The 26946-nt window shown below is 53.4% G+C and carries 25 protein-coding genes; 12 read left to right on the top strand and 13 right to left on the bottom strand.

From position 1 onward, the window contains the following. Positions 1-42 precede the first annotated feature (42 nt). On the top strand, positions 43-2640 hold the full coding sequence (gene acnB, locus EOS98_RS18425) for a bifunctional aconitate hydratase 2/2-methylisocitrate dehydratase (protein WP_126524276.1): 2598 nt from the start codon (positions 43-45) through the stop codon (positions 2638-2640). A 39-nt stretch (positions 2641-2679) separates the two neighbouring features. Here acnB and EOS98_RS18420 read toward each other — a convergent pair whose 3' ends face one another. Together EOS98_RS18420 and EOS98_RS18415 are read right to left on the bottom strand one after the other, a co-directional pair. Continuing rightward, positions 2680-3144, bottom strand: a complete 465-nt coding sequence (locus tag EOS98_RS18420) for a hypothetical protein (protein WP_127821194.1) — start codon at positions 3142-3144, stop codon at positions 2680-2682. Between the two features lie 409 nt (positions 3145-3553). Then, positions 3554-3877, bottom strand: coding sequence for a low molecular weight protein tyrosine phosphatase family protein (locus EOS98_RS18415; RefSeq protein ID WP_001101536.1), 324 nt, complete (start codon positions 3875-3877; stop codon positions 3554-3556). Between the two features lie 270 nt (positions 3878-4147). On the opposite strand from EOS98_RS18415, the gene yacL reads away from it, so the two are divergent. The 5 genes from yacL to EOS98_RS18390 all read left to right on the top strand — a co-directional run bounded on the left by yacL (position 4148) and on the right by EOS98_RS18390 (position 8716). After that, a complete protein-coding gene (yacL, locus tag EOS98_RS18410; RefSeq protein ID WP_000384308.1) occupies positions 4148-4510 on the top strand; it encodes a protein YacL in 363 nt (120 codons plus the stop codon). Positions 4511-4744: 234 nt separating this feature from the next. Then, positions 4745-5698: a 2-keto-3-deoxygluconate permease 1 gene (locus tag EOS98_RS18405; RefSeq protein WP_001022089.1), complete on the top strand. Its 954-nt coding sequence runs from the start codon at positions 4745-4747 to the stop codon at positions 5696-5698. Further along, positions 5695-6966: a D-threonate kinase gene (gene dtnK, locus EOS98_RS18400; protein ID WP_000782192.1), complete on the top strand. Its 1272-nt coding sequence runs from the start codon at positions 5695-5697 to the stop codon at positions 6964-6966. Before EOS98_RS18405 ends, dtnK begins: the two co-directional genes overlap by 4 nt. Beyond that, positions 6956-7939, top strand: coding sequence for a D-threonate 4-phosphate dehydrogenase (locus tag EOS98_RS18395; protein ID WP_023206088.1), 984 nt, complete (start codon positions 6956-6958; stop codon positions 7937-7939). The genes dtnK and EOS98_RS18395 overlap by 11 nt, the downstream gene beginning before the upstream one ends. A 9-nt stretch (positions 7940-7948) precedes the next feature. Next, on the top strand, positions 7949-8716 hold the full coding sequence (locus EOS98_RS18390; RefSeq protein WP_000678254.1) for a DeoR/GlpR family DNA-binding transcription regulator: 768 nt from the start codon (positions 7949-7951) through the stop codon (positions 8714-8716). A 29-nt stretch (positions 8717-8745) separates the two neighbouring features. Here EOS98_RS18390 and speD read toward each other — a convergent pair whose 3' ends face one another. From speD to EOS98_RS18375, 3 genes are all read right to left on the bottom strand, one after another. Further along, positions 8746-9540 (bottom strand): adenosylmethionine decarboxylase, encoded by a 795-nt coding sequence (gene speD, locus EOS98_RS18385; protein WP_000734276.1) that lies wholly within the window; start codon positions 9538-9540, stop codon positions 8746-8748. 20 nt (positions 9541-9560) lie between these two features. Then, entirely contained in the window at positions 9561-10421 is an 861-nt protein-coding gene (gene speE / locus EOS98_RS18380; RefSeq protein WP_000829968.1) for a polyamine aminopropyltransferase, read from the bottom strand. Positions 10422-10527: 106 nt separating this feature from the next. Then, entirely contained in the window at positions 10528-10875 is a 348-nt protein-coding gene (locus EOS98_RS18375) for a YacC family pilotin-like protein (RefSeq protein ID WP_000846613.1), read from the bottom strand. Positions 10876-11076: 201 nt separating this feature from the next. Between EOS98_RS18375 and cueO the strand changes: the two genes are divergently transcribed. Next, positions 11077-12687 (top strand): multicopper oxidase CueO, encoded by a 1611-nt coding sequence (gene cueO / locus EOS98_RS18370; RefSeq protein WP_000946056.1) that lies wholly within the window; start codon positions 11077-11079, stop codon positions 12685-12687. Between the two features lie 77 nt (positions 12688-12764). Here cueO and EOS98_RS18365 read toward each other — a convergent pair whose 3' ends face one another. Next, complete coding sequence (locus EOS98_RS18365; RefSeq protein ID WP_126524275.1) at positions 12765-15155, bottom strand: glucose/quinate/shikimate family membrane-bound PQQ-dependent dehydrogenase; 2391 nt, start codon at positions 15153-15155, stop codon at positions 12765-12767. Between the two features lie 205 nt (positions 15156-15360). On the opposite strand from EOS98_RS18365, the gene hpt reads away from it, so the two are divergent. Next, complete coding sequence (gene hpt / locus EOS98_RS18360) at positions 15361-15897, top strand: hypoxanthine phosphoribosyltransferase (RefSeq protein WP_000683342.1); 537 nt, start codon at positions 15361-15363, stop codon at positions 15895-15897. A 57-nt stretch (positions 15898-15954) separates the two neighbouring features. Here hpt and can read toward each other — a convergent pair whose 3' ends face one another. Beyond that, positions 15955-16617 (bottom strand): carbonate dehydratase, encoded by a 663-nt coding sequence (gene can / locus EOS98_RS18355; protein ID WP_000651590.1) that lies wholly within the window; start codon positions 16615-16617, stop codon positions 15955-15957. A 108-nt stretch (positions 16618-16725) separates the two neighbouring features. On the opposite strand from can, the gene EOS98_RS18350 reads away from it, so the two are divergent. After that, a complete protein-coding gene (locus EOS98_RS18350) occupies positions 16726-17652 on the top strand; it encodes an ABC transporter ATP-binding protein (protein WP_000150628.1) in 927 nt (308 codons plus the stop codon). Beyond that, positions 17649-18419, top strand: coding sequence for an ABC transporter permease (locus EOS98_RS18345; protein ID WP_000983418.1), 771 nt, complete (start codon positions 17649-17651; stop codon positions 18417-18419). The genes EOS98_RS18350 and EOS98_RS18345 overlap by 4 nt, the downstream gene beginning before the upstream one ends. A gap of 113 nt (positions 18420-18532) precedes the next feature. Here the strand turns inward: EOS98_RS18345 and EOS98_RS18340 are convergent, their stop codons facing one another. From EOS98_RS18340 to stiA, 4 genes are read right to left on the bottom strand one after another with little or no spacing between them, the layout of a single operon-like run. Continuing rightward, on the bottom strand, positions 18533-19609 hold the full coding sequence (locus EOS98_RS18340) for a fimbrial protein (RefSeq protein WP_126524274.1): 1077 nt from the start codon (positions 19607-19609) through the stop codon (positions 18533-18535). Positions 19610-19617: 8 nt separating this feature from the next. Further along, complete coding sequence (locus tag EOS98_RS18335) at positions 19618-22164, bottom strand: fimbrial outer membrane usher protein (RefSeq protein ID WP_126524273.1); 2547 nt, start codon at positions 22162-22164, stop codon at positions 19618-19620. A 26-nt stretch (positions 22165-22190) separates the two neighbouring features. Further along, positions 22191-22874: a fimbrial biogenesis chaperone StiB gene (stiB, locus tag EOS98_RS18330; RefSeq protein WP_001086408.1), complete on the bottom strand. Its 684-nt coding sequence runs from the start codon at positions 22872-22874 to the stop codon at positions 22191-22193. A 47-nt stretch (positions 22875-22921) separates the two neighbouring features. Continuing rightward, complete coding sequence (gene stiA / locus EOS98_RS18325) at positions 22922-23461, bottom strand: Sti fimbria major subunit StiA (protein WP_126524272.1); 540 nt, start codon at positions 23459-23461, stop codon at positions 22922-22924. Positions 23462-23830: 369 nt separating this feature from the next. On the opposite strand from stiA, the gene EOS98_RS18320 reads away from it, so the two are divergent. Beyond that, entirely contained in the window at positions 23831-24271 is a 441-nt protein-coding gene (locus EOS98_RS18320; RefSeq protein WP_000901958.1) for a PTS sugar transporter subunit IIA, read from the top strand. A gap of 61 nt (positions 24272-24332) precedes the next feature. Beyond that, a complete protein-coding gene (locus tag EOS98_RS18315; RefSeq protein ID WP_045341801.1) occupies positions 24333-25562 on the top strand; it encodes a polysaccharide deacetylase family protein in 1230 nt (409 codons plus the stop codon). Between the two features lie 6 nt (positions 25563-25568). Here EOS98_RS18315 and panD read toward each other — a convergent pair whose 3' ends face one another. Further along, positions 25569-25949, bottom strand: a complete 381-nt coding sequence (gene panD / locus EOS98_RS18310; RefSeq protein WP_000621526.1) for an aspartate 1-decarboxylase — start codon at positions 25947-25949, stop codon at positions 25569-25571. Positions 25950-26043: 94 nt separating this feature from the next. Then, positions 26044-26898 (bottom strand): pantoate--beta-alanine ligase, encoded by an 855-nt coding sequence (gene panC, locus EOS98_RS18305; protein ID WP_000905350.1) that lies wholly within the window; start codon positions 26896-26898, stop codon positions 26044-26046. Positions 26899-26946: the final 48 nt, after the last annotated feature.

Below are 26946 nucleotides of genomic sequence, written 5' to 3'. Positions count from 1 at the left end.
AAAAGCGCCGCATTATGACAATGAGAGCGAGGAGATATCGTCGTGCTAGAAGAATACCGTAAGCACGTAGCTGAGCGTGCTGCCCAGGGGATTGTGCCAAAACCTTTAGACGCAACCCAAATGGCTTCGCTTGTCGAGCTGCTGAAGACCCCGCCTATGGGCGAAGAAGAATTCCTGTTAGACCTGTTGATCAACCGCGTTCCTCCTGGCGTAGATGAAGCCGCTTATGTTAAAGCCGGTTTTCTCGCTGCTGTCGCGAAAGGCGACACCACCTCCCCGCTGGTCTCCCCAGAAAAAGCCATTGAACTGCTGGGCACCATGCAGGGTGGTTACAACATTCATCCGCTGATTGATGCGCTGGACGATGCGAAACTGGCGCCGATTGCGGCCAAAGCGCTGTCCCACACCTTGCTGATGTTCGATAACTTCTACGACGTAGAAGAGAAAGCCAAAGCGGGCAACGCCTACGCTAAGCAGGTTGTTCAGTCCTGGGCAGATGCCGAATGGTTCCTGAGCCGTCCTGCGCTGGCGGACAAAATTACCGTTACCGTCTTCAAAGTCACCGGTGAAACCAACACCGATGACCTGTCTCCGGCGCCGGATGCGTGGTCGAGACCGGATATCCCGTTACATGCGCAGGCGATGCTGAAAAACGCCCGTGAAGGCATTGAGCCGGATCAGCCAGGCGTTGTCGGCCCGATCAAACAAATCGAAGCATTGCAGAAAAAAGGCTACCCGCTGGCTTACGTGGGTGACGTGGTGGGCACCGGTTCTTCCCGTAAATCCGCGACCAACTCCGTGCTGTGGTTCATGGGCGATGACATCCCGAACGTGCCGAATAAGCGCGGCGGCGGCCTGTGCCTCGGCGGCAAAATTGCGCCTATCTTCTTTAACACTATGGAAGATGCGGGCGCGCTGCCGATTGAAGTTGACGTTTCTAACCTGAATATGGGCGATGTGATTGACGTCTACCCGTACAAAGGCGAAGTGCGTAACCACGAAACCGGCGAGCTACTGGCAACCTTCGAACTGAAAACCGACGTGCTGATCGACGAAGTGCGTGCCGGTGGTCGTATTCCGCTGATTATCGGCCGTGGCCTGACCACCAAAGCGCGTGAAGCGCTGGGGCTGCCGCACTCAGACGTTTTCCGTCAGGCAAAAGACGTGGCGGAAAGCAGCCGCGGCTTCTCTCTGGCGCAGAAAATGGTCGGTCGCGCCTGCGGCGTGAAAGGTATCCGTCCGGGCGCGTACTGCGAACCGAAAATGACCTCCGTCGGTTCTCAGGATACTACTGGCCCGATGACCCGCGATGAGCTGAAAGACCTGGCCTGTCTGGGATTCTCCGCCGATCTGGTCATGCAGTCGTTCTGTCACACCGCAGCCTATCCGAAGCCGGTTGACGTCACCACGCACCACACGCTGCCAGACTTCATTATGAACCGTGGCGGCGTCTCTCTGCGTCCGGGCGACGGCGTGATCCACTCCTGGCTGAACCGTATGCTGCTGCCGGATACCGTCGGTACCGGCGGTGACTCCCATACCCGTTTCCCGATTGGTATCTCTTTCCCGGCGGGCTCAGGCCTGGTGGCGTTTGCCGCCGCGACCGGCGTGATGCCGCTGGATATGCCGGAATCGGTGCTGGTGCGTTTTAAAGGCAAAATGCAGCCGGGCATCACCCTGCGCGATCTGGTCCATGCCATCCCGCTGTACGCCATCAAACAGGGCCTGCTGACCGTTGAGAAGAAAGGCAAGAAAAACATCTTCTCTGGCCGCATCCTGGAAATCGAAGGTCTGCCGGATCTGAAAGTCGAGCAGGCGTTTGAGCTGACCGATGCTTCTGCCGAGCGTTCCGCTGCCGGTTGTACCATCAAGCTGAACAAAGAGCCGATCGTTGAATACCTGACCTCCAACATCGTCCTGCTGAAGTGGATGATCGCCGAAGGCTACGGCGACCGTCGTACGCTGGAACGTCGTATCCAGGGTATGGAAAAATGGCTGGCGGACCCGCAGCTGCTGGAAGCCGATGCTGACGCGGAATACGCAGCGGTGATCGACATCGATCTGGCGGATATCAAAGAGCCAATCCTCTGTGCGCCGAACGATCCGGACGACGCGCGTCTGCTGTCTGACGTGCAGGGCGAGAAGATCGACGAAGTGTTCATCGGTTCCTGCATGACCAACATCGGCCACTTCCGCGCGGCTGGTAAGCTGCTGGATAGCCACAAAGGCCAGTTGCCAACCCGCCTGTGGGTAGCGCCGCCAACCCGTATGGACGCTGCGCAGCTGACCGAAGAAGGTTACTACAGCGTGTTTGGTAAGAGCGGTGCGCGTATTGAGATCCCAGGCTGTTCCCTGTGTATGGGTAACCAGGCGCGTGTAGCCGACGGTGCGACGGTCGTCTCGACTTCAACCCGTAACTTCCCGAACCGTTTAGGTACCGGTGCGAACGTCTTCCTGGCTTCTGCGGAGCTGGCGGCGGTTGCAGCGCTTATCGGCAAACTGCCGACGCCGGAAGAGTACCAGACCTACGTGGCGCAGGTGGATAAGACGGCGGTGGATACTTACCGTTACCTGAACTTCGACCAGCTCTCTCAGTACACTGAGAAAGCAGATGGGGTGATTTTCCAGACTGCGGTGTAACAGAGACGGGCCCGGATTTCCGGGCCCGAATGGCGCTTCTTATTTATTATTACGCTTCACTTCCCGTAGCCCCGGCAAATACGTAATTACCCCGCCCATTATTGCCCCGGCTACAATCGCTGGAATAAGCATAATCAATACTTCACCATATATTAATGGTAGTATGCTTATGTCAAAACCATATCGCGCAAAATTAAACAGCGTCGTGATCAGACCACCTGCAATGGCGCAAAGGATCATCCTGTTAATTATTTTTTGATATAATTTCAGGGGTATCAGCGCGCAGGTGACACCGGTTAACCATGCGGGGAGGAGACTGTATATCCAGCCGGTAATAATCACTAATTCTGGTATTGTTCTGCAGAAATAGAACAAAAATGAGTCTGGTCCGCCAATAATGGCGGGTAAAAAGTTTATGATACCTATCGCGATGGCTGCGCCTATTAACGGCCCAAACAGAATAAACCAACCGCTATGATAAATTATTCGTCGAAATACAGACATAATGTATCCTTCCTGAATTTTCCTTCAACCGTCTGACAAAAAATACAACTCACTACGGCTTCTCTGCTGATATCGCCCATTGCTGGAGCTCAGTTGAAAAGCGCTTATCAAGTTGCCAACAATTTCATGACAACGACCCGGATGATAAGGAAGCGTCTGAAAGACTAGCAGGCGTCGGCGTGGGCAGGGTATTGATGATTTCTGAAAAAACGCCAGAGGGACACCGGGCTGGTAATGCTATAACTGGATGAGGGGCAGCCATTTTTAATGCCTGCGCTCTTCCGGCACATAATAAAAGTTCATCTAAACGGCGCGCTGCCTGATGTGAAATTTGTCGTCGAGTTTTCGCTTAACGAAGATTAAGTGAATGTAAGCGTGATGGATGATGGACATTTCCTTGCGGCAACGCCTATATCCCCAGCACTTCCGGCACCAGCTCTTCCAGTTGCCTGACCAGTTCAGGGTCCATATAGCGGTAGTCATCGGGGATATCGAGTACGTGCAGGGGCTTATTTTCAATAATACGACGATATTCAGCCATCAACCGATCTTTATGTTTCTGCTCCATAACGCAGATAACGTCAGCCCACTGAAGTAACCCGCACGACACGCTTTTTTTGGCGTTGCGGCTGGTGCCGGCGGAACGGACGCTAAGGCCTGGATAGCGGCGGAACACCTGCTCCGCCGTGGGGCTGCGCCATTGATTACGGCTGCATATGAAAAGCACATTCATTAAATAAATACTCTTCCAGATCGCGCTTCGCTAACGGCGAGTTTGTCAGTCGTGGAGACTCAATACCCCACGGTGCGGCACGTAGCACTTTGTCGGAGCGCGTGTAGATATATTGAAGCGCTAGAGTGACTTTCTGTATGAATAATAAACCGTTTTGGCATTTTTATTTTATCTTTTGTGCGCCCCGCTGTTTTTCTTTCACCGTGCTGCGATAATTACCTCAAGGCGCAATGCGGTATTGGCGCATTGCCAGGGCAGAGGAAAACAATTATGGATTACGAATTTCTGCGCGACGTTACCGGAGGGGTAAAAGTACGAATGTCGATGGGCCACGAGGTGGTCGGTCACTGGTTTAATGAAGAGGTTAAAGACAATCTCTCGCTACTGGATGAAGTAGAACAAGCCGCGCGTACGGTCAAAGGCAGCGAACGCTCCTGGCAACGAGCAGGGCATGAATACACGATCTGGATGGACGGCGAAGAAGTGATGATTCGCGCCAATCAGCTGGATTTTTCCGGCGATGAGATGGAAGAGGGGATGAGTTATTACGATGAAGAGAGTTTATCCCTGTGCGGCATGGAGGATTTTCTGCGGGTCGTCGCCGCGTATCGGGAATTCGTCAGTAAAGCCTGACCCTCTCTTCGTTATTGTCCCGCAACGCCAGTCGACGGACAGTTGGGGGCGGTAGTGGAAACGAAATCACCACACATTCCAGCCGGGAGTATCCCGGCTTTTTTATAGCAGAATGATTTTTTGATTTTTATTAATCATTTTAAAACTGTGATCTGACGCGTTTGTGATCTTAATTTGATTGAATATAATCGTTATGATTTTATTCAATCACAACAAGCAACAGGCGGTAAGACCATGAACATCAAAAAAGCAATAGAGCGCGTACCCGGCGGCATGATGGTCGTACCGCTCGTTATTGGCGCAGTCATTAACACCTTCGCCCCGCAGGCGCTTGAGATCGGCGGTTTTACCACCGCCTTATTTAAAAACGGCGCGGCGCCGCTGATTGGCGCTTTTCTGCTGTGTATGGGAGCCGGTATCAGTGTGAAAGCCGCGCCCCAGGCGTTATTGCAGGGCGGGACGATTACGCTCACTAAGTTGCTTGTCGCCATCGGCATTGGCCTGGGCGTGGAGCATCTTTTCGGCGCGGAGGGTATTTTTGGCCTGAGCGGCGTGGCGATTATCGCGGCGATGAGCAATTCGAATGGCGGACTTTATGCTGCGCTGGTAGGCGAATTCGGCAATGAGCGCGACGTCGGCGCTATCTCTATTTTGTCTCTTAATGATGGCCCTTTCTTTACGATGATTGCGCTGGGCGCGGCAGGGATGGCGAACATTCCCATTATGGCGCTGGTGGCGGTGCTGGTTCCGCTGGTTGTCGGCATGATCCTCGGCAATCTTGATCCTCATATGCGCGATTTTTTGACCAAAGGCGGCCCGCTGCTCATTCCTTTCTTTGCTTTTGCGCTGGGGGCGGGCATCAATCTGGAAATGTTACTGCAAGGCGGACTTGCCGGAATTCTGCTCGGCGTGCTGACAACGTTCGTTGGCGGTTTCTTTAATATTCGCGCAGATCGTCTGGTTGGCGGAACTGGCATTGCCGGGGCGGCGGCCTCCAGTACCGCGGGTAATGCCGTTGCGACGCCGCTGGCTATTGCGCAGGCCGACCCTTCGCTCGCCGAGGTGGCCGCTGCTGCCGCTCCGCTGATTGCCGCCTCGGTGATCACCACGGCAATCCTGACGCCAGTGTTGACCTCCTGGGTTGCGAAAAAACAGGCGCGTCAGGCTTCTTTGGAGAAAAACGCATGAAAATGATAGTTATCGCCGATGATTTTACCGGATCGAATGATACCGGCGTCCAGTTGGCGAAGAAGGGGGCGAGAACGGAAGTCATGTTGAGCGCGTCGCAAAAACCGTCCCGCCGCGCCGATGTGTTAGTCATTAACACCGAAAGCCGGGCGATGCCCGCAGATCAGGCGGCATCTGCCGTTTATGCCGCGCTTTCCCCGTGGTGTGAGACATCGCCAGCGCCGCTGGTGTACAAAAAAATCGACTCCACATTTCGCGGCAATATCGGCGCCGAAGTGACGGCGGCCATGCGCGCCAGTCAGCGAAAACTGGCCGTTATCGCCGCCGCGATCCCTGCGGCCGGACGCACGACGCTTGAAGGAAAATGTCTGGTTAATGGCGTCCCGCTACTGGAAACAGAATTTGCCAGCGATCCGAAAACGCCCATTGTCTCTTCCCGCATTGCCGAGATAGTGGCGTTGCAAAGTGAGATCCCTGTGTATGAAGTCTTTTTGCAGGATGTCCGACGCGGTGGGTTAAGCGCCTTACTTACGGCTTATGCGGCTGAGGGCGAAGGGATTATCGTCGTGGATGCGGTGGAAGAGCGGGATCTGACGTTGATTGCGCAAGCGGCGTGCGAACAACCGTCGATGCCGCTGCTCGTCGGCGCAGCGGGTCTGGCGAATGCGTTGCCGGTTGAACTTTTTATGCAAGACCGGCAGCGGCTGCCGGTGCTGGTGGTGGCCGGTTCGATGAGCGAAGCCACGCGACGTCAGGTGGATAATGCGCTGTGCCGGGGACGTGCGGAGGTCGTGGATATTGATGCCGCGCGCATGGTGTCGGATAGCGCGGAACAGGAAATCGCGTCTGTCGTAGAGCAGGCCTGCGCGCTGTTAAGTCAGCATCGACATACGATTTTACGCACCAGCCGTCGCGCAGAAGATCGACAGTTAATCGACGCGCTGTGCGAAAAATCCGCGATGAGCCGTCAGCAATTGGGCGAGCGACTGAGCCAGCGGCTTGGCGTCGTCACGTTAAACATTATCGAGCAGGCGCGGATTGGCGGGTTGTTTCTGACCGGCGGCGATATCGCTACCGCCGTCGCCGGCGCGCTTGGCGCTGAAGGTTATCGCATTCAGAGCGAGGTGGCGCCCTGTATTCCCTGTGGAACGTTTGTAAACAGCGAAATTGACGATCTGCCGGTCATTACCAAAGCGGGCGGATTCGGTTCAGACAGTACGTTGTGTGACGCGCTTTATTATATTGAGGAGATGTATTGTGGAGACTAAAACCGTTGCCATTACCATGGGCGATCCAGCGGGCATTGGGCCGGAAATTATTGTTAAAGCGCTAAGCGAAGACGGTCTCAACGGCGCGCCGCTGGTGGTTATTGGATGCCTCGCAACGTTGAAACGTTTACAGGCGAAGGGCATCACGCCGAACATTGAGCTACGGGCCATTGAACGGGTCGCCGAAGCGCGTTTTGCGCCCGGCATCATTCATGTGATTGATGAGCCGCTGGCGCAGCCGGAGGCGCTGGAGGCCGGGAAAGTTCAGGCGCAGGCGGGGGATTTAGCGTATCGCTGCGTGAAGCGCGCCACCGAGTTAGCGTTACGGGGCGACGTACAGGCTATCGCTACCGCGCCGCTGAATAAAGAGGCGCTGCACCTGGCGGGGCACAACTATCCGGGCCATACCGAGCTGCTCGCGACCCTGACCCATAGCCGCGATTACGCGATGGTACTTTACACCGATAAACTAAAAGTGATTCACGTTTCAACGCATATCGCGCTGCGTAAATTCCTTGATACGTTAAGTACCACGCGTGTCGAAACGGTGATTGGCATTGCTGATACTTTCCTCAAGCGTGTGGGTTACGTTAAACCGCGTATCGCCGTGGCAGGCGTGAATCCTCATGCGGGCGAGAATGGCCTGTTTGGCGATGAAGAGACGCGTATCCTGACGCCAGCCATTACCGATGCCCGCGCAAAAGGTATGGACGTTTATGGGCCGTGCCCGCCGGATACTGTATTTCTCCAGGCTTATGAGGGGCAGTATGATATGGTGGTGGCGATGTATCATGACCAGGGGCATATTCCGTTGAAATTGCTTGGCTTTTATGATGGCGTGAATATCACCGCGGGGCTGCCGTTTATTCGGACCTCTGCCGATCATGGCACCGCATTTGATATCGCCTGGACGGGAAAAGCAAAATCTGAGAGCATGGCCGTATCGATCAAACTGGCAATGCAACTGGCATAATTCCCTGTTATGAAAGGACAACACCGTCTGGATCTCATTGTGGCGTATCTGAAAAACCATACGCTGGTTACGGTAGAACAGCTGGTTGAGGCGGTTGACGCATCGCCAGCCACTATCCGTCGCGATTTGATCAAGCTGGATGAGCAGGGCGTGATCAGCCGTAGTCATGGCGGCGTGGCGCTGCGGCGTTTTGAACCCGCCCAGCCCACCACCAATGAAAAACAACTGCGATCGCCCGCTGAAAAACGGGCCATCGCACGCGTTGCCGCATCGCTGGTGAATGCTGGCGATGCCGTCGTGCTGGATGCCGGTACGACAATGATGGAGCTGGCGAAATGCTTAACCCATCTTCCGCTGCGGGTCATCACCGTCGATCTGCATATTGCGCTGTTTTTAGCTGAGTTCCGGCAAATTGAAGTGACGATTGTCGGCGGTCGTATCGATGACAGCAGTCAGTCCTGTATCGGTGAGCATGGGCGTAAGCTGTTGCGCAGCGTTTATCCGAACATCGCGTTTATGAGCTGTAATTCATGGGGGGTAAAAACGGGCGTGACGACCCCAACGGAAGATAAGGCCGGGCTTAAACAGGAGATTATTGCTAATGCGCAGCGCAAAGTGTTGCTGGCGGACAGCAGTAAGTATGGCGCGCATTCGCTCTTTAATGTGGTGCCGCTTGAGCGCTTTAATGATGTGATTACCGACGTCAATCTGCCGCCGTCAGCGCAGGTTGAACTGAAAGGGCGCGCTTTTGCGCTAACGCTGGTGCAGCCGGAGTGACAGCGCCGTCAGGCGCTGTCAGTGGTGAATCAGACCGCCGAAATATTGCGGCCGTAGTAAATCTCGCGCATCTCTTTCCACAGCGCGGCGGTGATCTCCTGGCGTTCGGTTTCAGTGAGATCTTCCGGTTTGGTGTGAAACATGTAGTGCTTAAGATCGAACTCTTTAAGCAGCATCTTGGTATGGAAAATATTTTCCTGATACACATTTACGTCCACCATGTCATACAGCGACTTCATATCTTCCGACATAAAATTCTGAATAGAATTAATCTCATGATCGATAAAGTGCTTCATACCGTTGACGTCGCGGGTAAAGCCGCGTACGCGGTAATCGATGGTGACAATATCGGACTCTAGCTGGTGGATCAGGTAATTGAGCGCTTTTAGCGGTGAAATCACCCCGCAGGTTGACACTTCGATGTCGGCGCGAAAGGTGCATAGCCCGCCTTCCGGATGGCTTTCCGGATAGGTATGCACGCAGATATGGCTCTTATCGAGGTGCGCCACTACGGTTTCCGGCAGCGGGCCGGGATGTTCGGTTTGATCGATAAGTTTCGGGTCGATCGGCTCTTCGCTCACCAGAATCGTGACGCTGGCGCCCTGGGGTTCATAATCCTGACGGGCGATGTTCAGGATGTTCGCGCCGATAATGGAGCATGTCTCTGACAGGATCTCGGTCAGTCGGTTGGCGTTATAGAGTTCATCGATATAGGCGATATAGCCATCGCGCTCTTCTGCGGTTTTGGCGTAGCAGATATCGTAAATACAAAAACTCAGGCTTTTCGTCAGATTGTTAAAGCCATGCAGTTTCAGCTTTTTCAATTTTTATCACCCCCTTAACGTCACTGTGCGGACAGTGCGTCATGTAGATATTGCGGTAGCGCAAATGCAGCGGCATGAATAGCCGGGTTGTAATAGCGACATTTGAGGCCGGCGGCATGAAAACGCGCCTGAATAATTTCGCTCGACAGGTGACGAAGAGCGTCGTTGTCCGTCGCCCAGGCGAAGGTCATAATGCCGCCGTAATAGGTCGGAATCGCCGCCTGGTAGAAGCCGACATCGCTGAAGTAATGACTCAGCTTGCGGTGGCTGTCGAGCGCTTCATCCTGTTGCAGGAAGCACACGCCGTTCTGGGCGACAAAAATGCCGCCCGGATTCAGGCAACGCTTACAGCCTTCATAAAAGGCGGAGGTAAACAGGCTTTCGCCGGGGCCTATCGGATCGGTACAGTCGGAAATGATCACATCAAAGGTCTGATGGGTCTGATTGACGAAATTCACGCCGTCGTCAATCACCAGCGTAAAGCGCGGATCGTCGTAGCTGCCGGCATTGTGGTTGGGTAAATACTGGCGGCAAAACGAGACTACGCCAGCGTCTATCTCTACCATGGTGATGGTTTCGACATTTTTATGCCGGGTAACTTCACGTAGCATTGCGCCGTCGCCGCCGCCGATAATCAGAACGTGTTTCGCATGACCGTGCGCCAGCAGCGGGACGTGGGTCATCATTTCATGATAAATAAACTCGTCGCGTTCGGTGGTCTGCACCACTCCGTCCAGCGCCATCACGCGGCCAAAAGCGGCGTTTTCAAAGATGATTAAATCCTGGTGATCGGTTTTTTCATGATACAGAACGTTGTCTACGGCAAAGTACTGACCAAACTGGTCGTGTAGCGTTTCATGCCACATCGTATTTTCGGCCATTGGCTGATACCTCCATTGTTAACACCCGTAAAAAAAGGGCGCAACATCATAGCTAACAATGACCGTGGATGCACGGTCATTATTTCAGCAATAGGATCGCGGAGGATTATTTAACGTAGGCTAACAGGCTCAGAGAATCGCGGGCCAGAGCTTTGCATTTTTTAGCGACCGGAATACCGATGCCGCTAAGATCGCGGTAGCTGTCTTCGCCCAACGATTTCATATCGAAGGTGTCGTAGTTACTCAGGTCCCACTGATTTTGCTGGGCAAAAAAGACCAGCGCACGGCGAATCTGACTGTTGGGTAAATTTTGGTAACCACAGTCATTTTTCAGAAAAACGAAAACCGCCGTTAAATCGGCCATATCTTCAGCTTCGGATTCAGTAAGCGCATAGCTATTTGCGCATAAGGCCATCAGGCTGCCAAACAACACGGGTCTGAAAAACGTCTTCATTGCTTCTACCACGGCATCAGGGAAAGTCAACGTTAGCATACTGAGAACGTAGCGACGACTTTTATTATCAGGATTAGTCGCGGCGTTTTCATTCTTATTGTATTGCTGTCAGGAATGGTAAAGACGTGTTGCTGGCTTGACCTTCCCGTTAGGGCAGGGTCTAAGCTTAGACACCCGCCTGTTCATTATAAGGAAATGATTATGTTACGCCGTGATTTCTTAAAATATTCAGTGGCGCTGGGGGTTGCATCAGCGCTGCCGCTGTGGAGCCGCGCCGCTTTTGCCGCCGAACGTCCCGCGTTGCCTATTCCTGACCTGTTAACGGCAGATGCGAGCAACCGTATGCAGTTAATTGTTAAAGCCGGACAGTCGACATTCGCCGGTAAGAACGCGACAACCTGGGGCTACAACGGTAATTTGCTGGGGCCAGCGGTACAGCTTCACAAAGGAAAAAGCGTGACCGTTGATATCCATAACCAACTGGCCGAAGACACGACGCTTCACTGGCATGGTCTGGAGATTCCGGGCATCGTCGACGGCGGTCCGCAGGGGATTATTCCCGCAGGCGGAACCCGCACGGTGACGTTTACGCCGCAGCAACGCGCCGCGACCTGCTGGATTCATCCGCACAAACACGGCAAAACCGGGCGCCAGGTGGCGATGGGCCTTGCCGGACTGGTGCTGATTGAAGATGACGAGATTCGCAAATTGCGCCTGCCGAAACAGTGGGGCATCGACGATGTGCCGGTGATTATTCAGGACAAACGCTTCTCCGCCGATGGCCAGATTGATTATCAACTGGATATTATGACCGCCGCCGTCGGCTGGTTTGGCGATACGCTGCTGACCAATGGCGCTATCTATCCGCAGCATTCCGCGCCGAAAGGCTGGCTACGTCTGCGCTTGCTAAATGGCTGTAATGCGCGTTCGCTGAATATCGCCGCCAGTGATAATCGCCCGCTTTATGTGATCGCCAGCGACGGCGGCCTGCTGGCGGAGCCGGTGAAAGTCACCGAACTGCCGTTATTAATGGGCGAGCGTTTTGAAGTGCTGGTGGATATCAGCGACGGGAAAGCCTTTGATCTGGTGACGCTGCCGGTCAGCCAGATGGGAATGGCGATCGCTCCGTTTGATAAACCGCATCCGGTGATGCGTATCCAGCCGCTGCGGATTACCGCCTCCGGTACGCTGCCGGATACGTTGACGACGATGCCGGCGTTGCCGTCGCTGGAAGGGCTGACGGTGCGCAACCTGAAACTGTCGATGGACCCGCGTCTTGATATGATGGGGATGCAAATGCTGATGAAGAAATATGGCGCTCAGGCGATGAGCGGCATGGATCATGACAACATGAACGCGCATATGCAGGGCGGCAATATGGGGCATGGCGAGATGGATCATGGCAACATGGATCACAGCGGGATGAATCATGGCGCGATGGGCAATATGAATCACGGCGGAAAATTCGATTTCCATAACGCTAACTTTATCAACGGCCAGGTCTTCGATATGAACAAACCGATGTTCGCGGCGCAAAAAGGCCGACATGAACGTTGGGTCATTTCCGGCGTGGGCGACATGATGCTGCATCCTTTCCATATTCACGGCACGCAGTTCCGTATTCTGTCAGAGAACGGCAAAGCGCCAGCGGCGCACAGAACGGGCTGGAAGGATACGGTACGCGTTGAGGGCGGTATCAGCGAAGTGCTGGTCAAGTTCGATCACGACGCGCCGAAGGAACATGCCTATATGGCGCACTGTCATCTGTTAGAACATGAAGATACGGGAATGATGTTAGGATTTACGGTCTGACCGATGTCTGTGACGCAGGCCGGGTAAGGCGAAGCCGCCACCCGGCACAATGCCCGGCATACGCCGGGCATTAATGGTTATTTCGCGTCGTCAGGCAAAGCATAGGCCACGATATAGTCGCCCATCTTCGTACCAAACGAACCGTGGCCTCCGGCAGAAACGACCACGTACTGCTTACCGTTTACCTCATAGGTCATCGGCGTTGCCTGGCCTCCGGCGGGTAAACGTCCCTGCCACAGTTTTTCCCCGTTGCTCATGTTATAAGCACGCAGGTAGTTGTCGGCGGTCGCGGCAATGAACAGCACATTACCGGCGGTTGAGATTGGCCCGCCCAGCATGGGCATCCCCATGTTGAACGGCACCGGAACCGGCATCGGGAACGGCATACTGTCGCGCGGCGTCCCTATACGTTTCTTCCACACGATTTCATTGGTCTTCAGATCCAACGCGGAAATATAGCCCCAGGCCGGTTGTTTACACGGCAGGCCAAACGGCGAAAGGAACGGATTCAGCGTGACGCCGAACGGTACGCCGTACTGTGGCTGAATACCTGCTTCTGTACCGGTACCTTTCGCGTCTTTCGGCGGCTCCATCGGATTACCCGGGCCGCGTGGGATCAGCTTCGAGACAAACGGCAGCGCCATCGGGTTAGCGATAGCGACCTGACGGTCTGGATCGACGGAAATACCGCCCCATTCAAACATCCCCAGGTTGCCAGGGAATACCAATGTCCCCTGCTCGGACGGCGGGGTGAAGATACCTTCATAGCGCAACTGGTGGAACATAACGCGGCACACCAGTTGGTCGAACATGGTCGCGCCCCACATATCCGCGCCGGAGAGATCTTTTTTCGGGCGGAAGGTTAAATCAGAGAACGGCTGAGTTTTGGCGACGTAATCGCCTTTTGCCGCGCCCTGCGGGACCGGTTTTTCCGGGGCGGGCACAACCAACTCGCCATTACGTCTGTCCAGCACAAAGATATTACCGGTTTTCGCTGGCGCATAGATAACCGGAACGGTAGTACCGTCAACGGTAATATCTGCCAGCGTCGGCTGTGCCGGCAGGTCCATATCCCACAGATCGTGATGGACGGTCTGATAACTCCAGGCCAGTTTCCCGGTGGTGGCATTCAGCGCCAGAATGGAGCTGGCATAACGTTCCTGCTCCGGCGTGCGGTTACCGCCCCAGATATCCGGCGTGGTCACGCCCATCGGCAGATAGACCAGATCCAGTTTCGCATCATAGGCGGCAGGCGCCCAGGAGTTCGGCGAGTTAAAGGTAAAAGCGTGCTCATCGGCTGGAATCGCGTTCGGATCTTTCGCCCCAGGATCGAAGGCCCACATGAGTTTACCGCTATTAACATCAAAACCACGGATAACGCCGGACGTTTCGCGGGTAGAGAAGTTATCCGTGACCGAACCGGCAATGACAATTGTTTTATCGGTGATAATCGGCGGCGACGTCGGTTCATACAGTCCCGGCGTGGTGTCCGGCATATTGGTTTGCAGATTCAGGATGCCTTTATTGGCGAAGGTTTCACACAGCTTGCCGGTTTCGGCATTCACCGCGAAAAGGCGACCGTCATTGACCGGAAGGATAATGCGGCGCGGACAGTCGGCGATGACCTCCGGCGAGGCGGTATCCGCTTTGGCCTCATGATAAGAGACGCCGCGGCAGGTCACATGCTGGAAAGACGAATCGGTCTTCAACTGAGGATCAAAATGCCACTTCTCTTTACCGCTGGCGGCGTCCAGCGCGAACAGTCGCTGGTGAGCTGTACACAGATAAAGCGTATCGCCGACTTTAATCGGGGTCACTTCGTTGGTGATTTCGCCCGGATCGTTGGGTTGTTTCAGATCGCCGGTGCGGAAGACCCACGCTTCTTTCAGTTGGTGAACGTTATCCGCAGTGATCTGTTTCAGCGGCGAATAGCGTTGGCCTTCCTGATTACGTCCATAGGCCGGCCAGTCTTCGTCGGCGATCGACGAGCTTGTTGCGGCGGGCGTGGCGTCGGCGCGAAGCGTACCGTTGATCTCCTGCGGGTCGTTGAAGCCAGCCCAGGTCAGAATGCCGCCGCTAATCAGCAGCGCCACGACCAGTGCCGCTACTGCGCCGCTGGAAGGAACCACCAGCCGATGCCAGACAAACGGCAATATTAGCCAGATGCCGAAAAACACCAGGATATCGCTACGCGGCGTGAGCGCCCAGAAGTCGAACCCGACTTCCCACACGCCCCAAATCATTGTCGCCAGCAGCAGGGCGGCATACAGCCACAGCGCGGCACGTTTACTGCGCCATAGCAATCCGGCCACAACCAGCATCACGAGGCCCGCGATGGGGTAGTACCAGGAACCGCCAATAGCAACCAGCCAGACACCTCCGATAAGAAGATACAGCCCACAAAGTGCTGCAAAGAGGGCCGTCAGCGTCACGAGTAATCGTGGCGATCGTGCGTTATTTTCTGCCATAAAAAGACACCATCCCAAATTGTTAATTTTTTAGTAGCAATTAAGTATAGGAATTAACATGTGTGATCGTCATCACAAAATGAGCTTTCTTATCAAATGCCGCGAATGAATACGTTTGCTGTTATACTGCGTGCCTTGCGCGTCAATGCGGCGTTATTAGTCACCGGCATTGAGTGATTTGTTTTTAAATCATATGGTTATAAATATGAAACATACTGTTGAAGTCATGATCCCCGAAGCGGAGATCAAAGCACGTATTGCCGAGCTGGGTCGTCAGATTACCGAACGTTATAAAGACAGCGGCAGTGAAATGGTGCTGGTAGGTCTGTTGCGTGGCTCATTTATGTTTATGGCGGACCTGTGCCGTGAAGTTCAGGTTCCTCATGAAGTCGATTTTATGACCGCCTCCAGCTATGGTAGCGGCATGTCCACCACCCGCGACGTGAAAATCCTCAAAGATCTGGATGAGGATATTCGCGGTAAAGACGTGCTGATTGTCGAAGACATTATTGATTCCGGTAATACGCTGTCGAAGGTCCGTGAAATCCTGGGCCTGCGCGAGCCGAAATCGCTGGCGATTTGTACGCTGCTGGATAAACCGTCTCGCCGCGAAGTGGACGTGCCGGTTGAGTTCGTTGGCTTTTCGATTCCGGACGAATTTGTAGTCGGTTACGGTATCGACTACGCCCAGCGTTATCGCCATCTACCGTATGTTGGTAAAGTGGTGCTGCTGGACGAGTAAGCGCAGAAATGCCGGATGGCGTCGCTAAAGCGACTTATCCGGCCTATAGCTAATGGCTTATTGGTGGGGAATGTATTTCAGACTTAGGGCGGAGATACCCTTATGATAGCCGTTCTCCAGCGTTTTTTTGTTGGTGGCGGTGACGTCAAGATCGCGCAGCAGGCCATCATTGATACTGTACGCCCAGCCGTGAATGGTCACATTCTGACCGCGTTTCCACGCTGACTGCATAATGGTGGAATGCCCCAGGTTATAGACCTGCTCCATGACGTTCAATTCATAGAGCGCGTCCAGACGTTGCTCTTCGGGCATTTTTCCCAACAGCGAGCTATGTTTAAGCCAGATGTCGCGGATATGCAGCAGCCAGTTATTAATCAAGCCCAGCTCAGGGTTTTCTACCGCAGCCTTGATACCGCCGCAACCGGAGTGGCCGCAAATGATAATATGCTCAACTTCCAGAACATCAACCGCATACTGAACCACGGAGAGACAGTTCAGATCGGTGTGAATAACCAGGTTAGCCACATTACGGTGAACAAACAATTCGCCCGGTTCAAGCCCGGTTAAACGCTCTGCGGGAACGCGGCTGTCGGAACATCCAATCCATAGAAAGCGCGGTTTTTGCGCTTGCGCCAGTTTCTCAAAAAATCCGGGGTCCTCTTCCACCAGCATTTTTGACCATAGTGCATTGTTGCTGATGAGTGTATCTATGTCTTTCATGGAAGTTAACGACCTGTAACCAAATAAGTGCGTTGGGCTAATATAGGGCAACTCCGTAGTTATTTAAACCATATATAAAGTGTAAGAACGTAAAGTAAGTGAGAATTTATGACCATTGCGCTGGAACTTCAACAACTTAAAAAAACCTATCCCGGCGGCGTTCAGGCGCTGCGCGGCATAGATTTGCAGGTCGAAGCGGGGGATTTTTACGCGCTTCTGGGGCCAAATGGAGCAGGGAAATCGACCACCATCGGTATTATCAGCTCATTGGTTAATAAAACGTCCGGGCGCGTTAACGTTTTTGGTTACGACCTGGAAAAAGACGTGGTTAACGCCAAGCGACAGCTAGGATTGGTGCCACAGGAGTTTAACTTTAACCCGTTTGAAACGGTGCAGCAGATCGTAGTGAATCAGGCCGGTTACTACGGCGTGGAACATAAAGAGGCGGTTTTACGTAGCGAAAAGTATTTAAAACAGCTCGATCTGTGGGAAAAACGTAGTGAACGCGCGCGGATGCTGTCCGGTGGGATGAAACGCCGCCTGATGATCGCCCGCGCATTGATGCATGAGCCTAAACTATTGATTCTCGACGAGCCGACGGCGGGTGTCGATATCGAATTGCGTCGCTCGATGTGGGGATTCCTGAAAGACTTAAACGCCAAAGGCACCACCATTATTCTCACCACCCACTATCTGGAAGAGGCGGAAATGCTGTGCCGTAATATCGGTATTATTCAGCACGGCGAGCTGGTGGAAAATACCTCCATGAAAAATCTGCTTTCAAAGCTGAAATCGGAGACGTTTATTCTGGATTTAGCGCCAAAAAGCCCGCTACCTAAGCTTACGGGTTATCAATATCGTCTGGTGGATACCTCGACTCTGGAGGTGGAAGTGTTACGCGAGCAGGGGGTTAACAGCGTCTTTAGCCAACTGAGCGAGCAGGGGGTACAGGTATTAAGTATGCGTAATAAAGCCAACCGTCTGGAAGAACTGTTTGTGTCGCTGGTGCATGAAAAACAAGGAGATCGCGCATGATGCAGCTTTACTGGGTTGCCCTTAAAAGCATCTGGGCGAAAGAGATCCACCGCTTTATGCGGATCTGGGTGCAAACGCTGGTGCCGCCCGTCATCACCATGACGCTCTATTTTATTATTTTCGGCAACCTGATTGGTTCGCGCATCGGCGAAATGCATGGTTTTAGCTATATGCAATTTATTGTGCCGGGCCTGATTATGATGGCGGTCATTACTAACTCCTACGCGAATGTCGCGTCGTCATTTTTTAGCGCCAAGTTTCAGCGCAATATTGAGGAACTGCTGGTCGCGCCGGTACCAACGCATGTGATCATCGCCGGATTTGTCGGCGGCGGCGTGGCGCGCGGGCTGTGCGTGGGGATTCTGGTGACGGCGATTTCGCTCTTTTTCGTGCCTTTCCAGGTGCATTCCTGGGTATTTGTCGCGCTAACGCTGATTCTGACCGCGATTCTGTTCTCGCTGGCCGGACTGCTGAACGCCGTGTTTGCGAAAACCTTTGACGATATCAGCCTGATTCCCACCTTCGTGCTGACGCCGCTGACCTACCTCGGCGGGGTATTTTACTCGCTGACGCTGTTGCCGCCGTTCTGGCAAGGGCTGTCGCACCTGAACCCGATCGTCTACATGATCAGCGGCTTCCGCTACGGCTTCCTGGGTATCCATGATGTACCGCTGGTGACGACGTTTGGCGTACTGGTGATCTTTATCGCCGCTTTCTACCTGCTGTGCTGGTCGCTGATCCAGCGTGGGCGCGGGTTGCGCAGTTAAGCGTTGACAGGGGCGTTGGGTTGCGCTTTGCTTCACCCCATCTACGGCTCCGTAATATCAATGGGTTACGGGTCTGTAGGTGGGGGGAGGCTTGCTGAACCCCAACGCTTCTCTCAGCGAATCTGAATCTCCAGCGTGGCGGTAGCCTGGTATTCTCCGGTGTGGGGAACATGTCCGGTGGTATTGACCGGCGCGGCGGTGAACTCGGTGCTGCCTTTACCGTCTGTGTAATCTTCAATCGGCAATTCGGCGCTGCCGCCGGGAACGATGGTCTTATCGTATTTATCGGAAATCCGTATTCCTAAATTCTCATTGTCGGTTTTCAGGTATTCCGGGTTGTGCGGATCGGTTTCTCCGTTCAATGACATTGACAGGTTGGTGCCGTCCGCCACGTTGCTACAGGTAAAGTTTACCTGAGTGGTGACGTGCGAGTTCTGCGGACTGTCGCCGAGATTACGAATATCTTTGCCCTCAATATCCGGCAGCCTGACCTCGATAACCTGCCCGGCGTTGATGGAACAGGACTGCGGCACGGTAATAGTTCCGGACAGGGTGACGTGCGCGACAGGGGGAACGGCGGGGGAAATATTATCTCCGCTGCTGCCCGGCGTTTTTGATAAATAGAGATTCATGATCGTTGTTTGCGGGATCGAGATTTCGCCGACCAAAGGATGAGTAATATAAATTCTTACCGTGCCTTTATTGCCCGCCGTCATTGATTTCATTTCTGCATCGCCACAGCCGCCTGCGGAACTATCTTCATTGCTGATTGAGGAAAACGGGACAGGAATATTCTGGTTCAACTTCCCGGCTACATACGCTTCGGTGCCAATTTCCAGTTTGCCTGCCACGAGGACATAGTAATCCATATGTCCGTAGTATCGCGTCTCGCTGTGCGTGCCTTTCTGCGTCAGATCGCCGGTGGTCGCGGTGAAATAGTTGTACCCGCGATAATCACTGTTATCGCAGTCGCATTTAGCCGAATATTCTCCGCCAGCTGACCAGTGCTCTTCAACGATGGTTCCCGTCTGGTTCCCATCCGTATCGGTAATGGTTTGATTAAAACTAAAAGGAAAAGTATGCGTGCCGTTGGTGGGTTGACACCAGCCGCTTCCGTTGCCCATCGTTCCTTCTGCCAGCGCATGGCCTGAAAATAGCGACAGCGCCAGCAGTATCCATAAATTCTTCATTGTGTTCCTCACTGGCAGACGGCGTTCGCCATCACGATGCCGTTCATATTTTTGCTGATATCCAGGTGGTAATCCGCGCTGCAAGAGGCGCTTCCCCAGTTCACCAGCAGCAGGCCCTCTTCCGGCAGGCCGCTGAGGAAGACCTGGCCTTTATCGCCGACGATACTGGCCAGGTTCGCATCCTGCCCATCGACGCTTGCCGTCGCGCCAAAGGGCACGGGCTCGCCATTGCTGCGCGTCAGCGTTAACAGCACGCGATAGCCCTTATGCGTGTCATACGCCGCGCGCACCACCGCATTACGCGTCGGGTAGACGGTCTGGTTGTTGAGCGGAATATCCACGTTGTCGGCAAACGTGCTGCTGTCGAGCGAGATATCGTAGCGATAATACGGCGTGACGTTGGGGATCACCGTATAACCCCGGAAGTCGGTGGCGACGCCGGTCTGGTTTTCAACCGAAACGCCGCTGGCGCCGGGCGCTTTAATTAAAATCGCCGCGCCGGTAATCGGCTGGCTCAGGGTAATACCGTTTTCGTGCGCCAGAATGCCGCCGCTGATGCCGTAGCTGACCTGTTGGCTATCTGGCGACTGATTGTAACCGGCGTTGAGGTTGGCATAAGTGCCTTTGTAGCTGGCGTTTACCCCGCCGGAATCACCGTCTTGTGTACTGTGGCTCTGCTGTAACGACCAGTTCAGGTTTCTGTCACGCAGCGCGGTGCCGCTAAGGGTGGTGCTGTTCACCGTGGCATCGTGCTTACGCGTGTTCAGCATATAGCTGGCGTATAGCCTGGAATCGAACACCGTAAACGGAACATGCAGCGACAGCGTGAACAGCCGATCGTTCTGGTTATAACGATCGTCGTCGTTATCATCATCGTCATTGTCCGAACGGTACTGGTAGGTGTTTTTGTTATAGCTGTAGCTCAGCGTATAGCTCACCGGACCCCAGCTATTGTTGTAGCTGGCGCTCAGGGATTCCATCTGCTGCGCGCTGTGCCAGTAATCTTCTTTTACCCAACTTAGCGTTAAGGAACCGAGCGTATCGCTAATTTGCTGGTTGACCGAGGCTTCGAAACGATTATGGCGCTTGCCGTAGTTATCATAAAAATCGTCGTCCGGGTTGATCACCTCGCTCAGCGAATTGTAGTTTTCGCTGGCGTAACGATAGCCGGCCAGCGAAAACGTGGTGCCCGTACTGACGACGCCCTTGCTGTAGCGGACGCGCCAGGATTGCCCGATTTCTTTGCGGCCATCGTCAAATTTGGCGTGCGACCAGATGCCGTCCAGGGAAATGGCCCCCAGCATCTGCATATTTTGCCCGACGCCGAAGGCGACGGACTGGTATTTATCGCCAGCAATCTGGCTGCCGCCGTACAGGGTGATGCCCCATGGCAGGCCGTACAGCAGGGTCGCCTGGCCGAAGTCGTCCAGCGTGTGGTTGTTATAATCGCGGTATTTACCCACGGTCACGCTGTATTTTGCCCGTCCGGTGCGCTGCAGAATCGGCAGCGAAGAGTAGGGCACGATAAAATGCTGTTCGCTGCCGTCGGCTTCTTTTACCGTTACGTCATAGTCGCCGTTGCTGCCGGTGGGAAACATATCGTTGATTTCAAATTCGCCCGGCGAAACGGCGGTCTGATAGGCGATATAGCCGTTTTGCCGCACGATAACCTGCGCGTTTGAGCGGGCGATGCCGCGAATCGTCGGGGCGTAACCACGCTGGCTGTTGGGCTGCATTTGATCGTCAGAGGTGAGCTGGAGGCCGCGAAAAGGTACGCTGTCGAACACGTCGGATGGCGTATTGCTGTCTCCGGCGGTGAACTGGCTTTTCAGCGCGATAATGTCGCGCTGTAAATAGTTATAAACGCTGTTCCAGCTACCGCTCTCGCCGTTATTTGAGCTCCAGTTACTGTAGTTGCGAAAACGCCACGGCCCGAGGTTAAAACCCGGCTGGAGAGCGAGATACTTCGATTCCGCATCGTCGGAATCCTCGCTGGAACCGTACTCTTTATAGCCGCTGAAGCTGTAGTTCAGCATCAGCGCGGTAATCCCCTCCTGCCACTTTTCCGGCGGCACGTAGCCGCGCGCGTTGTTGGCGATGTAGAGTTGCGGGATGCTTACTGATAATGCCTGTCGCTGAAAATCAAACTGCTGGCTGGCGCCGGGGATAACGTTGAGATCGACGCAGCCTTTTTCACTCTCCAGGGTTGGAAAAAGGCCGGTTTTGACGCCGTTATCTTTTAGTTCCTGAAGCCGTAAACAGCCCTGTAATGCCTGTTGACCGTCACTGAGCGTCGTGAGTTGAAAATCAACGTTTCGCGCGCCGATTTCTGTTTTGTTGATATTGATAGTGACGTAATAGGTGCCAGGCAGCTGGCTTTTGTCGTTATCAAATGTCGACAGATCGACGCTTGTGCGACTCGCCTGCCCATGGTTTTCAATAAATGCCGGATTGAAATAGTCGCGCGCCCATGCAACGTGTGTAAACGTGCTGCCCAGCGCGATACACACAGCGCAGCGCGATAAATAAAATACCCGGTGTTGCCTTTTGCGCATCGGCACTCTCATCCCTGTCACTCTTCTCAAGGCGTTTGTTTATGTTCGGGGCCAGTACCGCCAAAATCGTTGATGATAGACCAGACAATCGGGCCGCTGGCGGCGGCAGGCAGCGTGTACTGCGCGTTGCCGAAAGGCGCCACATAGCGCGGGGCTTTCACTTTTTGACTGCCAACGGAAAGGGTGGCGAAGTTCATATAATAGGGCGTGGGGTTCTTCACGGTGAGCGTGCGACCCTGACGCGACCACGTTAACCGATCGGCAACTTCTTCTGGTTTTTGGGTTAACGCTTTTGGCCGGTAAATCAGCTTAAATTCCGCTTTAACGGCCAGCATGAGCGTGTTGTGTTTATTGTCCGGATTGCTGCTGGGAATCGATTTAATATCCAGCCAGTACAGCGACTCGCGATCTTCCGGCAAATTGCCGCCGGTACGGATAATTCGCAGTACGTTCTTTTGCCCGCCATTAAGGCGAAAAAGCGGCGGGGTGACCATAAACGGCGCATCGCCGCTCGCCCCTGTTTCGCTGATCGATTGCGCCCAGGACTGAATTAAATAGGGAACGTTGTCGCTATTGCTTATCGATATGGACGCATCTTTGGCATCGCCGTGAAAAATAACCCGCGTTGTGCCGATGTTTATCCCTGCGGCATGCGCCAGCGAACCGCACAACAGGCAACAAAGCAACCCTGCTTTAGCCAATGAATTCATTGATGACCTCAATAAACAAAGGGGCCAGCCGACGCTGGCCACCAGGATCAGTTATATTGCAGATAGAATGTTGCGGTTGCATCGACCGTTCCCGACTTAACGGGAACCGCGGTGGAGATATAGCGGGCGGTGAAAGGCATTGAGAGTTCCGTCACCCCCTCTGCTGTAGGGAGGTTGACTGGGGCAGACCATGCCTGAAGATCGTTAAAGGTCATAGTGGTGTCAGCGTTATCAAGAATTTGCACGCCAATATTCTCAGCATCAGCGTCATTTTTCAGGATGGTCGCATCGGTTCCGTCGAGTGTGCCTTCAAAGCGCGCCTGTACACTGCTGTAGATGTTTGCGTCGCAGTTTTCGAGATCGATGGTGAAGCCTTTATCCCCTGCCGTCTGCCCTGCGGCAGTAAAAAGAGAGGCAAATTCGTCCTGTAATGTCACCTCTACTGAATCCGTTGTTACCGTACAGGCGTTTTGCTTAATGAGGCCGGTGATATGTACGGTGCCGTCTTTGGCGGTGTCTGCCAGCGCGGCGGGGGAGAGGGTGATGGCAGCCAGTGCCACAGTGAGTGTTTTTAAGGTGAGTTTCATGATCTTTGATCCTTTAAGATATTATAAATATTGACATAGTAACAATATCTATAGTGTGGGAAGTTATTGTTCTTTTTATTGCCGAATGAGTAAATATAATGTCCGATGATTTTTGCGGCGCGAAGAAAAATTCAGAATACATAAATATGAAATATCTATAATATATATTTAATCAATTATTTTGGTGAGTGTTTGTTTAATTGAATCGCCGTGATTACCCTTTAATGGGCCAGATTCTATGAAGGCTGCTAACAATTTTAAAAATAATGCAAAATTTTTTGAATAAAAAATGATCGTAGTCATAGTGTGTTGTCGGCCAAAAAAACATGCTGACATCATGCAGGATTGGAGCTCAATGGAGGAGAAGTTATGCTGGGATGGGTCATTTCCTGTCATGACGATCGGGCGCAGGAAATGCTCGAAGGTCTTGAAAAGAAGTATGGGCCGTTGGCGCAGTGTCGGGCGGTCAATTTCTGGCGTGGGCTAAGCGTAAATATGCTCAGCCGCATGATGTGTGACGCCCTCCATGCCACCGACTCCGGTGAAGGCGTGATATTTTTAACCGACATTTCCGGCGCGGCGCCTTATCGTGTCGCGTCGCTGATGAGCCATAAACATTCTCAATGTGAAGTTATTTCAGGTGTCAGCTATTCATTGATGGAAGAAATGATTCCATGGCGAGAGTCAATGAGCAGTTCAGCATTTCGCGACCAGATTGTCGCGCTTGGCGCGCCGGATGTCACCAGTCTCTGGCATCAGCAGCAGAAAAATCCGCCTTTTGTATTGCTGCATGATTCGTATGAGTTTTGATCAATACCATTGACGACGCTTTTGCTACAATGACGGCGTTTTTTCGTCTTGGTTATGATATATGGTTATGCGCGTTGTTCTTATCTTGCTGTTCTTTTTCGCCGGTAATGTGTTGGCTGCCTTGCCCGCTCGTTATATGCAAACGACGAAAGATGCCGCCATCTGGTCGCAGATTGGCGACAAAATGGTGACCGTAGGGAATATCCGCGCCGGACAAATTCTTTCCGTAACGCCTGTTGCGGCTGATTATTATGCCTTTAAATTCGGCTTCGGTGTGGGCTTTATCGATAAAGGCCATCTGGAATCCGTGCAGGGAAAACAAAAAGTGGAAGATGGCCTGGGCGATCTTAACAAGCCGCTCAGCAATCAGAATCTGGTGACCTGGAAGGACACGCCGGTGTATAACGCGCCGGACATCAGTAGCGCCCCGTTTGGCGTATTGGTGGATAATTTGCGTTACCCCATTATTAGCAAGCTGCAAGGCCGGCTACACCAAACCTGGTATCAGATCCGTATTGGCGACAGGCTGGCTTATGTCAGCGCCATGGATGCGCAGGAAGACAACGGCATTCCGATTTTGACCTATCATCACATCTTACGTGATGAAGAGAATACCCGTTTTCGCCATACGTCCACCACGACTTCGGTTCGGGCATTCAGCAACCAAATGACCTGGCTTCGCGATCGCGGCTATGCCACGTTGACGATGTACCAACTGGAGGATTACATCCATAACCGCGCGAATTTCCCGGCGCGCGCGGTGGTTATCACCTTTGACGATGGCCTTAAATCGGTGAGTCGCTATGCGTATCCGGTATTAAAGCAGTACGCTATGAAAGCGACGGCATTTATTATCTCATCGCGTATTAAGCGCCATCCGCAAACATGGAATCCCAGGTCGCTGCAATTTATGAGCGTGTCCGAATTGCGCAAGATAAGCGATGTTTTTGATTTTCAGTCGCATACCCATTTTTTACACCGGGTAGACGGGCACCGTCGCCCGATTTTATATAGTCGCAGCTACCATAATATTCTGTTTGATTTTGAACGCTCGCGGCGGGCGCTCGCACAGTTTACTCCGCACGTATTTTATCTTTCTTATCCCTTTGGCGGTTATAACGCGACCGCGATCAAAGCAGCAAAAGACGCCGGTTTCCATCTGGCGGTCACTACGGTGAGAGGGAAGGTGAAGCCGGGGGATAATCCGATGCTGCTCAAAAGGCTGTATATTCTGCGCACGGATTCGCTGGAAACCATGTCGCGGCTGATCAGCAACCAGCCGCAGGGATAAGGACTATCAGGCAACCTGTACCGGAATAGCTTTCGCGGTGCGCTTCATTTCGTTGTCGCCTTCAAAATAGGCCACTTTCGGACGCCATGTACGCGCTTCTTCATCAGACATGGTGACGAAGCTGGCGATAATCACAATGTCGCCAACTTCAGCGCAGTGCGCCGCCGCACCGTTCACCGAGATGATTCTGGAGCCGCGTTCAGCCGCAATCGCATAGGTTGAGAAACGTTTCCCATTGGTCACGTTCCAGATATCAATCGCTTCGTTCTCCAGAATACCGGAGGCATCAAGGAAATCCTGGTCAATGGCACAGGAACCTTCGTAGTGCAGGTCCGCCTGCGTGACTTTTACGCGGTGGAGCTTGCCTTGCAGCATGGTGCGAATCATAACTTCTTTACCCTGTCGTTTACCTTGGCTAAGCAGGCGCTTGTGGCCTGCTTTGGAAATTCTCAGGCAGTATTGCCCGATTTTTAACCCCTGTCTACTGGGCTAATGTAACGCTTTGATTATCGATCAGACGCGCCTGACCCAGCCAGGCGGCGGCCAGAATCACTGCGCGTTTGCTGGTTTCCGTCAGCTCCTGCAGCGTGTCGGCATCACGGATTTGAATGTCGTCGGCACGGAAGCCTTTTTCATTCAGTTCCTGTTCGGCAATGGCAATAATCTCTTGCAGCTCACGATTACCCGCAATCAGTTTTTCAGCGATGCTATTCATCACGTTGTGTAGACCCGGCGCAATTTTGCGCTGCTCTGCGGTCAGATAACTGTTACGTGAGCTGAGCGCCAGACCGTCTTTGGCGCGAATAATCGGCACGCCGACGATCTCAATGTCATAACTCATATCCGCCACCATTTTGCGGATCAGCGCCAGTTGCTGGAAATCCTTCTCGCCAAAGCAGGCGATATCCGGCTGGATCAGGTTGAACAGCTTGCTGACGATAGTCGAGACGCCGCGGAAGTGGCCCGGACGGCTGGCGCCTTCCAGCATGGTAGAGAGGCCGGGAACATCAACGTACGTCTGGCCTTCCAGCCCCTGCGGGTAGATTTCCTCAACGGCTGGCGCAAAGACATAATCGACTTTGCGTTTGTTCAGCTTTTCACAATCTTCCTGCAGCGTGCGCGGATAACGCACCAGATCGTCCGGCCGGTCAAACTGCATCGGATTGACGAAAATGCTGACGATCACCACATCAGCCCGGGCTTTTGCCTCATCGACCAGCTTCATATGGCCGTCGTGCAGGTTGCCCATGGTGGGAACCAGTGCGACGCGTTTACCTTCCTGACGCAGACGACGAATATGCTGGCGCAGCAGCGGCAGGGTTTCAATGATTAGCACAACAAAACTCCTTGAGTTGCTTGATGATCCTGCCCGATGGCGCTGCGC

This window comes from Salmonella sp. SSDFZ69 (assembly GCF_004010755.1).
Taxonomy (GTDB): domain Bacteria; phylum Pseudomonadota; class Gammaproteobacteria; order Enterobacterales; family Enterobacteriaceae; genus Salmonella; species Salmonella enterica.
The sequence above is the reverse complement of the archived record's forward strand: the minus strand, read 5'-3'. Positions and strand labels throughout refer to the sequence as shown.